Origin of the sequence: Providencia sp. PROV208 (assembly GCF_028479465.1) — a bacterium.
In the GTDB taxonomy this organism is placed as follows: Bacteria; Pseudomonadota; Gammaproteobacteria; order Enterobacterales; family Enterobacteriaceae; genus Providencia; species Providencia alcalifaciens.
The window spans coordinates 266,512-281,707 of the sequence record NZ_JAMPNS010000003.1; the positions used below are offsets into that span (position 1 = coordinate 266,512).

The 15,196-nt window shown below is 42.1% G+C and carries 13 protein-coding genes and 1 other annotated feature; of the genes, 6 read left to right on the top strand and 7 right to left on the bottom strand.

The features are described from left to right. Positions 1–57: 57 nt before the first annotated feature. Entirely contained in the window at positions 58–1,971 is a 1,914-nt protein-coding gene (gene dnaK, locus PR766_RS03020) for a molecular chaperone DnaK (protein WP_006657142.1), read from the bottom strand. A 335-nt stretch (positions 1,972–2,306) separates the two neighbouring features. On the opposite strand from dnaK, the gene satP reads away from it, so the two are divergent. Then, on the top strand, positions 2,307–2,873 hold the full coding sequence (gene satP / locus PR766_RS03025; protein WP_036963007.1) for an acetate uptake transporter: 567 nt from the start codon (positions 2,307–2,309) through the stop codon (positions 2,871–2,873). 91 nt (positions 2,874–2,964) lie between these two features. Here satP and mog read toward each other — a convergent pair whose 3' ends face one another. Then, entirely contained in the window at positions 2,965–3,549 is a 585-nt protein-coding gene (mog, locus tag PR766_RS03030; protein ID WP_006657140.1) for a molybdopterin adenylyltransferase, read from the bottom strand. A 207-nt stretch (positions 3,550–3,756) separates the two neighbouring features. Next, a complete protein-coding gene (gene tal, locus PR766_RS03035; RefSeq protein WP_006662814.1) occupies positions 3,757–4,710 on the bottom strand; it encodes a transaldolase in 954 nt (317 codons plus the stop codon). 534 nt (positions 4,711–5,244) lie between these two features. On the opposite strand from tal, the gene yaaA reads away from it, so the two are divergent. The 4 genes from yaaA to PR766_RS03055 all read left to right on the top strand — a co-directional run bounded on the left by yaaA (position 5,245) and on the right by PR766_RS03055 (position 8,409). Next, complete coding sequence (yaaA, locus tag PR766_RS03040; RefSeq protein ID WP_036967378.1) at positions 5,245–6,021, top strand: peroxide stress protein YaaA; 777 nt, start codon at positions 5,245–5,247, stop codon at positions 6,019–6,021. Between the two features lie 207 nt (positions 6,022–6,228). Continuing rightward, on the top strand, positions 6,229–7,224 hold the full coding sequence (locus tag PR766_RS03045; protein ID WP_036974925.1) for an aldo/keto reductase: 996 nt from the start codon (positions 6,229–6,231) through the stop codon (positions 7,222–7,224). 226 nt (positions 7,225–7,450) lie between these two features. Next, positions 7,451–7,669, top strand: a complete 219-nt coding sequence (locus tag PR766_RS03050; RefSeq protein ID WP_006657135.1) for a hypothetical protein — start codon at positions 7,451–7,453, stop codon at positions 7,667–7,669. Positions 7,670–7,728: 59 nt separating this feature from the next. Then, entirely contained in the window at positions 7,729–8,409 is a 681-nt protein-coding gene (locus PR766_RS03055) for a hypothetical protein (RefSeq protein WP_006662816.1), read from the top strand. Between the two features lie 73 nt (positions 8,410–8,482). Here PR766_RS03055 and thrC read toward each other — a convergent pair whose 3' ends face one another. The 4 genes from thrC to thrL form a co-directional block, all read right to left on the bottom strand. Continuing rightward, positions 8,483–9,778 carry a threonine synthase gene (gene thrC, locus PR766_RS03060; RefSeq protein WP_154636319.1) on the bottom strand — a complete coding sequence of 432 codons (1,296 nt, stop codon included), beginning with the start codon at positions 9,776–9,778 and terminating at the stop codon, positions 8,483–8,485. A 3-nt stretch (positions 9,779–9,781) separates the two neighbouring features. After that, positions 9,782–10,711: a homoserine kinase gene (gene thrB / locus PR766_RS03065; RefSeq protein ID WP_230086822.1), complete on the bottom strand. Its 930-nt coding sequence runs from the start codon at positions 10,709–10,711 to the stop codon at positions 9,782–9,784. Between the two features lie 3 nt (positions 10,712–10,714). After that, positions 10,715–13,174, bottom strand: coding sequence for a bifunctional aspartate kinase/homoserine dehydrogenase I (gene thrA, locus PR766_RS03070; RefSeq protein ID WP_006662819.1), 2,460 nt, complete (start codon positions 13,172–13,174; stop codon positions 10,715–10,717). A 24-nt stretch (positions 13,175–13,198) separates the two neighbouring features. Then, positions 13,199–13,320: a sequence feature (Thr leader region), on the bottom strand. After that, complete coding sequence (thrL, locus tag PR766_RS03075) at positions 13,259–13,354, bottom strand: thr operon leader peptide (RefSeq protein WP_071524960.1); 96 nt, start codon at positions 13,352–13,354, stop codon at positions 13,259–13,261. It overlaps the preceding feature by 62 nt. Positions 13,355–14,450: 1,096 nt before the next feature. Here thrL and arcA point away from each other — a divergent pair. Then, a complete protein-coding gene (gene arcA / locus PR766_RS03080; protein ID WP_006657130.1) occupies positions 14,451–15,167 on the top strand; it encodes a two-component system response regulator ArcA in 717 nt (238 codons plus the stop codon). The last annotated feature ends 29 nt before the right edge of the window (positions 15,168–15,196 follow it).

A 15,196-nucleotide genomic window follows, 5' to 3' on the forward strand; every position in this document is an offset into this window, starting at 1 on the left:
TCCGGTATCAGTCACTATGTCACATTCTTGCTATAGTCACTGCGCCCGCTAAGGGCCTTATTTTTTGTCTTTGTCGTTAACTTCTTCGAATTCAGCATCAACAACGTCGTCATCTTTCTTCGCTTCTGCACCTGCACCCGCAGCGCCCGCTTGAGCTTGTTGCTGTGCAATTTCCAGAAGTTTCGCAGATGCCGTTACCAGCGCTTGGATTTTCGCTTCGATGTCAGCTTTATCTTCACCTTTAGAAGCGACTTCTAATTCTGAAGTTGCTTTTTCGATGTTAGCTTTATCTTCTGCTGGTAATTTATCGCCCGCTTCTTCGATTTGTTTACGAGTACCGTGGATCAGTTGGTCAGCTTGGTTACGAACCTGTACTAACTCTTCAAATTTACGGTCTGCTTCAGCGTTTGCTTCTGCATCACGTACCATTTTTTCGATTTCTTCATCATTCAGACCAGAAGAAGCCTTAATGGTAATGTTTTGCTCACGACCGCTGTTTTTGTCTTTCGCAGAAACATGCAAGATACCATCCGCATCGATGTCAAAAGTCACTTCGATTTGTGGCATACCGCGTGGTGCTGCTTGAATACCATCTAAATTAAACTGACCCAGTGATTTGTTATCACTTGCACGTTTACGTTCACCTTGCAGCACGTGAATAGTCACGGCAGCTTGGTTATCTTCAGCAGTTGAGAACACTTGGCTGTGTTTAGTTGGGATAGTGGTGTTTTTCGAAATTAACGAAGTCATCACGCCACCCATGGTTTCGATACCTAAAGACAGTGGTGTTACATCAAGTAACAGAACGTCTTTAACATCACCTGCTAATACACCACCTTGTACTGCTGCACCGATTGCAACGGCTTCATCTGGGTTCACATCTTTACGTGGTTCTTTACCGAAGAAATCAGCAACCACTTTTTGAACCATTGGCATACGAGTCTGACCACCAACTAAGATAACGTCGTTGATGTCACCTACGCTTAAGCCAGCGTCTTGCAGAGCAACTTTGACTGGCTCCATAGAACGTTTAACTAAATCTTCTACCAGTGACTCCAGTTTTGCACGAGTCACTTTGATGTTCATGTGTTTTGGACCAGTTGCATCCGCAGTGATGTATGGCAGGTTAACGTCAGTTTGTTGAGCGGAAGACAGCTCAATTTTTGCTTTTTCAGCAGATTCTTTCAGACGTTGCATTGCCAGCGGATCATTGCGCAGGTCAACACCTTGTTCTTTCTTAAACTCATCAACTAAGTAGTTGATTAAACGAGTATCGAAGTCTTCACCACCTAAGTGAGTATCACCGTTGGTTGCCAGAACTTCATAGGTTTTTTCGCCATCAACTTCATCGATTTCGATGATAGATAAGTCGAATGTACCACCACCTAAGTCATATACCGCGATAGTACGGTTGCCGACTTCTCTATCCAAACCGTATGCCAGCGCTGCTGCTGTTGGTTCGTTGATGATACGTTTTACGTCTAAACCAGCGATACGACCCGCATCTTTGGTTGCTTGACGCTGAGCATCGTTAAAGTATGCTGGTACAGTGATAACCGCTTCAGTTACTGGCTCACCCAGATAATCTTCCGCAGTTTTCTTCATTTTTTTCAATACTTCAGCAGAGACTTGTGGTGGAGCCATTTTTTGACCTTTCACATCTAACCACGCATCACCGTTATCAGCCGCAATAATTTTGTATGGCATGATAGACACGTCGCGCTGAACTTCTTCGTCTTGGAAACGACGACCGATCAAACGTTTGATCGCAAATAATGTGTTTTCTGGGTTAGTTACAGCCTGACGTTTTGCTGGCTGACCAACTAAAATTTCACCATCTTGTGTATACGCAATGATGGAAGGAGTAGTTCTATCACCTTCGCTGTTCTCAAGAACACGCGCAGTAGTGCCATCCATAATTGCAACGCATGAGTTAGTTGTACCTAAGTCGATACCAATAATTTTACCCATTTAAAACGCCTCCAAAGGAATTCTTTTCATTTAATTTCGATATCAATCTATATAAGGCTCAATATTTCATTTTCAAGGGAGTTTTTACTCCAACCTTAACTTTTTTTTGCAACTCGCAATAATTTAGATTGATAACTGTTGATGTCTTAAAGATGGGGTCACAAATTCATTCATCAAGGGGGAAAACTAAAAAAATTTTACATTTAATGTAAATAAACCCGTCTCTTGATCATTGTTTCGACAATTAAAACTGCGTATTATGCGCCTCCCCTTCCTATAGGGGAATAATCATTCATTATATCTATTTGATTTTTAAATATTTTACCAGAGGTTATATGCAATCTAGTTCGCTTGCCAATCCAGGCCCACTCGGTTTATTGGGCTTTGGTATGACAACAATCCTGCTGAATATTCATAATGCAGGTTTTTTTCCTCTCTCATCGGTTATTTTAAGCATGGGAATTTTCTACGGTGGTATCGCGCAAGTGATTGCTGGAATTATTGAATATAAGAAAGGCAATACTTTCGGTGCAACTGCATTTACCTCTTACGGCTTTTTTTGGCTTGCATTAGTCGGTTTGCTGTTTTTACCTACTATGGGATTAGCAGAAGCCACTGATCCTGCATTTTTAGGGATGTTCCTGCTGTTGTGGGGAATTTTTACATTCTTTATGTTCTTAGGCACCTTCAAAACAAACTTTGTGCTGCAATTTATCTTCGGCAGCTTAACCGTACTGTTCGCCATGTTAGCAATAGGCAATCTCACGAACAATGCCACTTTACTTCAGTTCGCTGGCTATGAAGGGATTATCTGTGGCGCAAGCGCCTTTTATCTAGCAATGGCTGAAGTCTTGAATGAGCAGTATGGCAAAACAATTCTGCCAATTGGTCAGCGTAGTTAGTTTTACGACGTAGCTAATTTCGAATATTAATAGAAGCTGTAATCAGAATTATCAGGCAGGCATGACGCTCTGCCTGATTTTTTAGAAGAGATCACTCAACTACACGAATGGCGGATTTTGGTCTGAATGCTTTAACGATAGTCTCATCCGTTTCAATGTATGGACCATCAAGTAGTTGAATACAATAAGGAACGCTGGCAAAAATACCCGATACTAATACATTCCCTTCTTTATCTTTCAGGCCTTCCAAGGTTTCAGCAATCGCTTTTGGCTGCCCCGGTAAATTTAGAATCAATGACTGATTACGGATCACGCCGACTTGACGAGATAAAATCGCTGTTGGTACGAATTTCAAGCTGATTTGGCGCATCTGCTCTCCAAATCCTGGCATTTCACGATCAGCAATGGCGAGAGTCGCATCTGGCGTGACATCGCGGCGAGCAGGTCCTGTCCCACCCGTTGTCAAAACTAAATGGCAAGAAAACTCGTCCACCAGCTCACACAGCGTCTGCTCTATCATGACTTGCTCATCAGGGATCAAACGAGTTTCTACACGAAAAGGTGTGGTGATTGTTTTCGTTAGCCACTCCTCGAGTGCTGGGATCCCTTTATCTTCGTAGATACCACCTGAAGCACGATCAGAAACCGACACCAGACCTATGCGCAACTCATTCATACAAACCTCAAAAATTAATCATTTAAATTCGTTCACTTGGCGAGAAAATACCACACCAACAATAATAAACATGCTGCATCATACCATGAGCATGAATCGCTGACAGCGTCGTGTTTGTGCCGAAATATGGAATTGCGAGTTTAATCAATGAAAAAACGACATAAAAAAACCCAGCCAATTTGACTGGGTTTTCTAAGAAAAAGGAAATTACAGCAGAGCTGCGATCATTTTTTCCAGTTTTTCTTGGTCAACAGCGAACTTACGGATACCGTCAGACAGTTTATCAACCGCCATTGGATCTTGGTTATGCTGCCAGTAGAACTCAGCTTCTGTCAATTTAGCGCCCGGCTCTTGAGTTTTGCCAGCATCTTTCAGCTTACAAACTAATTCACCTTGTGATTCAGACAGCTCTTTCAGTAATGCTGGAGAGATTGTCAGACGGTCGCAACCCGCTAGCTCAATGATTTCACCAACGTTACGGAAGCTTGCGCCCATTACGACAGTTTTATAACCATGCGCTTTATAGAAGTTGTAAATTTCAGTCACTGAAACCACGCCTGGATCTTCGTGTGCAGCAAACTCTTTCTTATCTGTGTTTGCTTTGTACCAGTCAAGGATTCGACCCACGAATGGGGAGATCAGGTAAACACCCGCTTCCGCACAAGCACGCGCTTGAGCAAAAGAGAATAATAAGGTTAAGTTACAGTTGATGCCTTCTTTTTCCAGTTTTTCCGCAGCGCGGATACCCTGCCAAGTAGAGGCTAATTTGATCAAAATACGATCGTTGCTGATACCAGCTTCGTTGTACATTTTCATCAGACGGCGAGCTTTAGTAATACACGCTTCTTCATCATAAGAAAGACGCGCATCAACTTCTGTTGAGATACGACCCGGTACTAATTTCAGAATTTCCAGACCGATATTAACAGCCAGTTTGTCACATGCATCGACAATTTGTTGCTCACGGTTGTTACTTTGCTTACGAGCCCATTCTACCGCTTCATCAATTAATTTACGGTATTCAGGAATTTGTGCAGCATTTAAAATCAGCGATGGGTTAGTCGTCGCATCTTGTGGTTTGTACAGCTTCATCGCTTCGATGTCGCCAGTGTCGGCAACAACAGTTGTCAGACTACGTAAGGAGGTTAGTTTGTCGGTCATTTCTTTAATCTCGTTGTTATACCCGTCATATTTCAAGTTGTAGGGGTGTTGGCTGCGTTCACTCATCCTAGTCACATACTTGTGTATGCTCCTAGGAATTCATTTTCTTGCCGCCTACCTACCACTTGAACTATTTAGGGTGAACCCGTCATGCTTCAAGTTGTAGGGGTGTTGGCTGCATTCACTGATCCTAGTCACATACTTGTGTATGCTCCTAGGAATTCATTTTCTTGCCGCCTACCTGCAACTTAAACTACTTTGTGTATTATTAAGGAATTGAGGCTAGCGCCGCACCGTCCCATGATAATATCACGCATCTACGTTGCTGCAAGCGAGGAAATATCCTTGCAAGCAACTATTTGATCAGCAATCGTTTTCGCAATAACCTTAGGAACTGAATGCATTTAGCTTGAGAGTGTCATAACCTCAGTAAACCAGATAACCATCATAAGAGCGACTTATTACAGCGATTCGCTATTCCATCCGATTTTTTGTTAAAGTAACGGATAAATTTACTATCATAAGGGTCAAGTTATGCTGATTACCATTTCACCTGCCAAAACATTAGACTACGAAAGCCCGCTACCTATCGACACTTTTACCCAACCAGAGCTACTCTCTGAATCTGAGAAATTAATAAAAACGTGCCGAAAACTCACGCCGGCAGATATCGCAAGCCTAATGAAAATCAGTGACAAACTCGCAGGATTAAATGCAGCGCGTTTTGGTGAATGGCAACCCAACTTTACTCCTGATAACGCACGCCAAGCTATCCTTGCCTTTAAAGGTGATGTGTATACTGGTATGCAAGCAGAGACCTTCTCGCCTGCTGATTTCGAATTTGCTCAACAACATTTACGTATGTTATCAGGGTTATACGGTGTTTTACGCCCATTAGATTTAATGCAACCTTATCGTTTAGAAATGGGTATCCGCCTTAAAAATAGCCGCGGCAAAGACTTATACGAATTTTGGGGAAACATCATCACTGAGCATTTGAATAAGGCGCTCACGGCCCAAGGGGATAACATCCTCGTTAATTTAGCATCTGATGAATATTTTAAATCTGTGAACACCAAAAAATTAGACGGCACAATTATCAAGCCGGTCTTCTTAGATGAAAAAAATGGTAAATATAAAGTCATCAGCTTTTATGCAAAAAAAGCACGAGGATTAATGAGCCGTTTTATTATCCAAAATAAACTCACTAAATCAGAACAGTTGTCCGACTTTAATTTAGACGGTTATCAGTTTGATCAGTCACAATCGAAAGGCAATGAATTAGTCTTTACACGCCCCGAACAAGCTTAAAAACCAAACTCACCATCTTGATTTGTAGGGTGCACACCACGCCCTACAAAATTCATACTCAACATTCGACACTCTATTTCAAATCTCCGTCACAATTTGGCGATAAAATAAACACGCGCATGGGGTATAGCATTCTTTCACCAGTGGACTTGAAAGACTTATGCCAGAATCCAAGTCAGTCTTTGCCATTTATTTTGGAGGTGATCAATGCCATATTCTGCTGCATCACATCGTTACACAGAAATGGAATATCGTCAGTGCGGTCGGAGTGGATTAAAACTCCCACTTATCTCTTTGGGACTCTGGCATAATTTTGGTGATAACAAACCAATTGATAACTGCCGTGCCATGCTAAGGCATGCTTTTGATCATGGCATCACTCATTTCGATCTTGCCAATAATTACGGTCCCCCTCCAGGCTCCGCAGAACAACAATTTGGGCGTATCCTTAAGCAAGATTTTCTACCTTATCGTGATGAAATGATCATCTCCTCTAAAGCAGGTTACACCATGTGGGAAGGACCTTATGGGGATTGGGGCAGTAAAAAATATTTAATTGCTAGCCTGAACCAAAGTTTAAAAAGAATTGGGGTCGATTATGTGGATATTTTCTATCACCATAGACCTGATCCTCAAACACCATTGGAAGAAACGATGGCTGCCCTTGATCTGATTGTTCGTCAAGGTAAGGCTCTCTATGTAGGAATCTCTAACTACCCCGCAGAAACCGCGCAAGAAGCCATTCGTATTCTCGAGCAGCTGGGCACTCCTTGCTTAATCCATCAACCCAAGTATTCCATGCTAGAACGAACACCTGAAGAAGGTCTTCTTGATTTACTCGAAGAAGAAGGTGTCGGCTCTATTGCTTATTCTCCATTAGCTGGCGGGATTTTAACGGACCGATATCTTAATGGCATTCCTGCTGATTCTCGTGCCGCAGGTAATCCATCACTCCCTCCAGAAAGACTGACCTCTGCTGTGCTGGCTAAAGTGAAAAAGCTCAATGACCTTGCATTCGCTCGAGGACAAAAACTGAGCCAAATGTCCCTTGCGTGGTTACTACGTCACGACCGTATTACCTCTGTACTCATTGGAGCAAGCCGTATCAGCCAAATTGATGATGCACTCGGTATGATGGAAAAACGGGATTTTAACCAAGATGAATTAAAGGCCATTGAGCTTATTCTTGAAGATTCTATTTAACCTCTCTGCTAGAGCTATCGCTTAATAAGGTATTTAAGGGATAGCTTTCTATTTTCGTATATTTATTTAAATACAAACGAACGAATAAAACTTTTGTTTACTATTTTATATTCACCTAGACTAAATTTAATCCATTAATTAACCAACAACATTCTTTAATTATTTAAGTGAGTCATTTAAGCTTTATTTGCAGTTTAATTAATTCACTTTATAACGAGGAATTTATATGCGTAAAATCTCTACTATCCTAATCACCTTATTATTCCCTTTATCAACTTTTGCTATGACAATACCGGTTAATGACCAGCAATCTACCACTGAATACTTATGGAGCAATGGCGGAAATGGCGGTAATGGCGGACACGGAGGCAATGGTGGTAATGGCGGAAGTGGTGGTAGCGGTGGGCATGGTGGAAATGGTGGTAATGGCGGCAATGGAAATTAAATAAACCCGATTATTTAATTATTCCCCCCTTCGCTAATAAGGGGGGGATGGAGGATACAATGAAAACTCAATCTCTACTTCAATTATTCACTATTTTATTTTTCACAACAACACCAATACTAAGCCATTCAAATAACTTTCAATTTAATAAACATAATTTATTTAATATAAATAAATTTATTATTATCGATAATATTTATCGATCTAATTTTTGTGTACCTCTTTATTGCCACGGTCACTATTTGTATTTCTCGGAACAATCTATCAATGGTAGCCACGGTCAAAATGGCAGCGGTGGTAATGACCACAATGGAGGTCTAGGTGGGAACGGAGGTCTAGGTGGAAATGGGGGCTCTGGAGGTAATGGCCAACATGGAGGAAATGGAGGGAATGGCGGCAACAATGGGCACGGTAATCATGGGGGACACGCCACACCAGGCAGTAATGGAAATGGCGGTAACGGTGGGAATGGGGGAATAAATGGGGGTAATGGCGGACACGGTGGCAACGGAGATGGTTTAGGTAACGGAGGAAATGGCGGTAACGGCTCCACCAATGGAAATGGGGGTAATGGAGGGCATGGAGGAAGCAATGGCGGTCACGGAGGCAATGGAGGAGATGGTGACGGGAGTGGTAATGGCGGAAATGGTGGAAATGCAGGTATCGGAGGACAAGCGGGTAAAGGTGGAAAAGGCGGACCAAATGGCGGTCAAGATGGCGCAGATGGCTCAATCTATTGATCCTCCAATAAACGACACCATAAAAAACGGAAGCCAACTTAGCTTCCGTTTTTAAACCACCTATTGATAAAAACTATTGTTTAGGCGCTAACTTCATTAAAAATTCACGTAACTGAGCGAAATCTGATGGTAAGAAGTGAGAAAGCAGTGGTAAATCCGCGCGTTCAGCCAGTTCTTGTGGCAGTGTAATTTGCTTATTTAAAATCGCTTCAACGCTCTCTTTAAATTTCGCTGGGTGAGCAGTTCCCAAGAACAAGCCATACTCACCCTCTTGTAATTGATCACGCAGCACACGATACGCAACCGCAGCATGAGGCTCAGATAAATACCCCTTTTTGTCCAGCTCACGTACCGTCTCTTGAGTCACTTCATCACTCACCGCCCCGTAACCAAGGTCTTTTAATGACCACCCTTTACGGCGGAATAATTCCTCAATACGTGGCCAGTTATTTGGCTGACTCACATCCATTGCATTAGATAAAGTTGCCACCGTTTGATGCGGAGCCCATTTTCCATCGACTAGGTAGCGAGGAACCGTATCATTAACGTTAGTCGCAGCAATAAAGCGTTTTACTGGTAATCCTAGGGATTTTGCCAATAAGCCGGCGGTCAGATCCCCAAAGTTACCGCTTGGGACTGAGATCACCAATTGATCACGTTTTTCTGCTGGGATCTGAGCAACGGCTTCAAAGTAATAGCAAATTTGCGCTAATAGGCGGCTAATGTTGATTGAGTTAGCTGAATTCAAATACAGGGCTTTTTTCAATTCTTCATCATCAAAAGCCTGTTTTACTAGCGCCTGACACGCATCGAAATCATCTTTAATTGCCACAGTATGAATATTTTTACCCAGTGTGCAGAACAACTTTTCTTGCAGAGGGCTAATTTTGCCTTCTGGGTACAAGATCACGACTTGGACATTATCCAAACCATAAAATGCATGTGCTACCGCAGCGCCTGTATCCCCTGACGTTGCTGTTAAGATAGTCACGGGTGCCCCACCCGCGACTTGACCTAATGCTTGCGCCATAAAACGCCCGCCAAAGTCTTTAAATGCTAATGTAGGTCCGTGGTATAACTCTAAAGTCGCAACATCATCTTCAACTTTAGAAACGGGAGCTGGGAAAGCAAATGCAGCGTTGACCCGAGCAGCGAGTTGATCCGCTGGAATCTCATCACCGATAAATGCACTTAAAATACGGCTACTACGAGTGACAAAATCCAATTTCAGCAATTCATCAATTTCACTAGCGCTAAACTCAGGTAAGTCTTGAGGGAAAAAGAGACCTTGCTGCTTACCTAATCCCTGTTTCACGGCTTGCGCGAAGCTGACCTGTTCGTTGTTATCTTTTAAATTATACAGTTTCATCGTTTACCCTATTGTCCTTGCACCCGCCATATCTAAACGGCAGATATGCACAAAGCCTTCATCATTTTGAATGTAATGTTGTTGTAGGTACTGCATCATCTCTTCCGCGATTTTTTTATCATCGCAAATTGTGAATATCGTTGGTCCTGAACCTGAAATACCACAGGCTAATGCCCCAATTTGCTTCGCATGTTCGCGCGCCTTCGCAAAACCAGGGAGCAGTTGTGTACGATATGGCTCCGCCACAACATCTTTAATCATCGTCACCGCTAATTCAGGCTGATGGGTATGGCAAGCATGGATAAAGCCAGATAGATAACGCCCATGATTCACAATGTCATGGCGAGAATAACTATCAGGTAAAATAGCGCGCGCTTCCGCAGTCGATACTTTGATGCCTGGGTACGCCATCACCCAATACCAATTTTCGAACGCAGGTACTGGTTGGGAAATAATCCCATTTTGCTCAATGATCAGTTGTAAACCACCCAAATAGCACGGTGCAACGTTATCATAATGAATACTGCCGGAAATACGCCCTTCTAACTCCCCCATCATGCCAAGCAATGCAGTTTCATCAAATGGCTTGTCAGCAAATTCATTAAGCGCCATCAGTGCAGCCACCACAGAACATGCACTTGAACCTAAACCAGAGCCAATCGGCATGTTTTTTTCAAGGGTCATTGCCACATTCAGCTTTTTACCCAGTCGCTCGCAAAACAGTTCCCAGCACTGGTAAACAATGTTGTGTTCCATTTTTTTCGGTAACTTAGAAACAAATTGACCTTTATTTTCTAATGAAAATGTATTCGCCGCTTCAATGCTGACACAATCGCCGAGTAGCGAGCCATCAATCGGAGAGACTGCTGCGCCAAGCACATCAAACCCAACGCTCACATTGCCAATTGAAGCGGGTGCATAAACTTTGATCACTTCTTAAACTCCCAATTTCCATGATAGGGTACGCAGCATATCCGCAAATACACCCGCCGCTGTTACATCATTACCAGCACCATAACCTCTTAATACTAAAGGAATTGGTTGATAGTAGCGTGTGTAGAATGCCAGTGCGTTTTCGCCATTTTTCACTTTAAACAGTGGGTCATTTCCGTCAACGGCAACCATTTTCACCTGACAACGACCTTCTTCGATAAGACCCACATAGCGTAACACTTTTTCTTCGGCTTCAGCGGCTTTTATACGCGCTGCAAAAGGTTCATCTAATTGTGGGAGACGCGCCATAAATTCAGCAATGCTGCCGGAACTATCAAAGTCAGTAGGGAGTACAGATTCAATTTCAATATCACTGAGTTCGAGTTCATAGCCTGCTTCACGAGCTAAAATCAGTAGCTTACGCGCCACATCCATTCCAGATAAATCATCACGAGGATCAGGCTCAGTAAAACCTTTTTCTTTTGCCAATGTTGTCGCTTCAGATAAAGACATGCCTTCATCCAGCTTACCGAAAATGAAGGACAGTGAACCGGATAAGATCCCACTAAAGTGAACCAATTCATCCCCTGCATTGAGCAAGTTTTGTAAGTTCTCAATAACCGGTAATCCTGCCCCTACGTTGGTATCGTAGAGAAACTTACGTTTCGAACTCTCTGCTGCCTCACGTAATTGATGATAATAATCCATCGATAATGTGTTGGCTTTTTTGTTCGGCGTCACAACGTTAAAACCATCTTTTAAGAAGCTGGCATATTGCTCTGCAATTTCTTGGTTAGAGGTACAGTCGATGATCACCGGATTTAAGAAGTGATACTCGCGTTCTAAACGGATCAGGCGGCTAAGACTAAATGGCTCTTTAGCTTCCGCTAATTCAGTTTTCCAGTTATCTAAATCAATCCCTTGCATATTAATCAACATTGCTCTTGAGTTGGCGATACCGCATACGCGCAGATCAATATGTTTTTGCTTCAGCCATTGCTGTTGACGGTGGATCTGTTCGATCAATGCATTACCCACCCCGCCAACACCGACGATAAAGGCTTCAATCACTTGCTCAGCATTGAATAACATTTGATGGCATAAGCGTACCGCTGAAGTTGCCGACTCATTAGCGATAACCGCAGAAATGGAACGCTCTGATGAACCTTGGGCTATCGCAACAATATTGATGTTGCCGCGCGTTAATGCAGAGAAGAAACGAGCTGAGATACCTTTCAATGTGCGCATACCATCCCCTACAACGGAGATAATAGCCAGCTGCTCCATCACATCTAACGGGTCTAACACACCATCTTTAAGCTCTAAATAGAACTCTTCTTCTAACGCACCACGGGCACGCTGTAACTCATTTTGAGGAACACAGAAGCTGATACTGTATTCAGAAGATGACTGAGTGATCAACACCACGGAAATCCCTTTACGAGACATCACCGAGAAAATACGGGCGGCCATGCCAACCATACCTTTCATTCCCGGACCTGAAACGTTGATCATCGCCATGTTATTCAGGTTAGTGATCCCTTTTACAGGCGTGCTAACATCCGTTTGCCCATCACCAATCAGCGTACCCGGCGCGCTTGGATTAGTGGTATTTTTGATGAGACAAGGAATTTGGAATTGTGCAATTGGTGCGATAGTACGTGGGTGCAGAACTTTCGCACCAAAATAAGAGAGCTCCATCGCTTCTTGATATGACATGCCTTTAAGTAAGCGTGCATCTGGCACTAAACGCGGGTCACAAGTATAAACACCATCAACATCCGTCCAGATCTCACAACAATCTGCACGTAAGCATGCCGCTAATACTGCAGCCGAATAGTCGGAACCATTGCGCCCTAAAACAACCAGCTCCCCTTTATCATTCCCCGCAGTAAAACCTGCCATTAGAATAAAATGATCTTTAGGGATATTTAGCTCAGCAATACGCTTCGTTGATTCATTGATATCCACAGTGGACTCAAGGTAGTGACCTTTTGCCAGTAAGCTTTTTACCGGATCAATAACTGTCACTTGATGACCACGTGCTTTTAATACCGATTCCATGATGGCGATGGAGAGTTTTTCTCCACGGCAGATAATTGAGGCGTTGATGCTATCAGGACATTGCCCTAGAAGAGTAATACCATGCAGTACTTGCTTGATTTGCGCGAATTCATGCTCAGTGAGTTTTTTCAGCTTGTCATATTCAAAACCGGGTTGTTTTTCTTTTAAGCCCTTTAACAGATTAGCAAAAATCATCTCTGCATCACTGACATGCGTGATGACATCTTGACCTGCTGCTGTTTTTTCAATCATTGCGACCAAATGGTTAGTAATCTTAGCTGGTGCCGATAGCACCAAAGCCACTTGCCCATCAGCTAATTTACTTTCAGCGATGTCAGCAACATTGAGTACCCGTTCATCATTTGCAACTGAGGTACCGCCAAATTTAAGCACACGCATGGTATTTCTCTCCTGAATTAGCGCCAAAAAAAAGCCCACATCTTTTTAGGATGCGGGCTTTTTCATTTTTATTTTTTGGATGCGTCAGCCCGCCCCGTTTCCTGTGGTCACGGTGGTGGTGGTAATAATCGTAATCAGGCTGATGTTACGCATAAATTTTGTTTGTCTCGTAGGGAACATTTTGGTTTCTCCCTATACGGTTAAAGTAATCGCATAATAATGTCAAATTTATTTGCATTTACACCCCCTCAAAGCCTCTAAATTCAGCTAAGCGATCCTCTGCTCTCATCAAAAAAATCTTCATAAAAAGAGAGTTTATCGCTGACATTTAGTCATAAAGTTCATTTATTCTTAAATTAATGGTTTTTAATTTTATTTAAAATAAAAATTATTTTTGCGTACAAAAAACGACCAAAAGGCAAACTTTATGGTGTGTTATCTATCTCCAGACCCCACAATCAATTTGAGGCAAATAGCGTCAAATTTCCAAGCTTCAGAGTTTAGCGAATTCAGATCAATATTCACCCCAACTGTAAAAAAACGTTACTTAGTTTCAGATCAAAATTGTACATTGGCGCTCAAAATAATTACCTGACTCATTATTAGCATGAAAACATTAATTCGGATATTTCTGAGGCGGTTTATTGCATTTTTGTAAAAAAAAATAGATTCACGCAAAGTGGATAAGTACAACCCCTTACTTTGAACTATAAAAAACCAAAAATACTATTTTTACGCGATTTTGGGGTGAATAACAAAATTTTACTCTTCAATAATTTTACATTATTCAAGGGAGCAGAAAACCAACCCGCAAACAAACTTAAGTCAAATCACCATCTTACTATCCCTATTAAGATCCCCCTTTATTTGTGATATCACGCTGAAAAAATGGCAGTATCTCAATTTTTTTATCTTGTTTTTGTCATCATTTCGATATCTCAATAACAAATAATTTTGGTATAATTATCTACCTAACAATCATTGTTAACGTGCTACAATTGATTTTGATATGTATCAACAAAAGTTAGTTTTTTAGGTGGTAAATGCAGTATTAGCTGTTATATTGCTGTTAACAGCCCAATATTGGGAAAGTGCTTAAGTTTTGGTTCGTTTTACAGCCTTTTGCCTAGCGGATAGGCAGCGTTAAGTCACTGAAAAATGTAAAGACAAATTTATACTCATGAACGTGTTTTTCCAGATAATCATACCAACAACCACCTAACTGGAAACGGCTCATGGGTTCAGTATTTTTATTTTAATACTTTAGGTAGCAAATATGCAGACCCCACACATTTTGATCGTTGAAGACGAGATTGTCACACGTAATACGCTGAAAAGTATCTTTGAAGCGGAAGGTTATGTTGTTCACGAAGCCACCGATGGTGAAGAAATGAACAATGTTCTTTCAGAACATGACATCAACTTAGTGATCATGGATATAAACTTACCAGGTAAAAACGGTTTACTGCTAGCTCGTGAATTACGCGAGCAAGAAAGTATTGCATTAATGTTCTTAACTGGTCGTGATAACGAAGTTGATAAAATCCTTGGTCTGGAAATTGGTGCAGATGATTACATCACCAAACCATTCAACCCACGCGAATTGACTATCCGTGCACGTAACTTACTGTCCCGTACTATGAATTTAGCCGGTGGCTCAGAAGAACGTCGTCTAGTTGAAAGCTATAAATTCAATGGCTGGGAATTAGATATTAATAGCCGTTCATTAGTCAGCCCTGCGGGTGAGCACTACAAATTACCACGTAGTGAATTCCGTGCAATGCTGCATTTCTGTGAAAACCCAGGCAAAATTCAAACCCGTGCAGACTTACTGAAGAAAATGACAGGTCGTGAGTTAAAACCACACGACAGAACTGTTGACGTAACGATTCGTCGTATTCGTAAGCACTTCGAGTCAACACCTGATACCCCAGAAATCATCGCCACTATCCATGGTGAAGGTTACCGTTTCTGCGGTGATTTAGACGAGTAATCGTCACTAAGCTATGCACAGAACCGGCG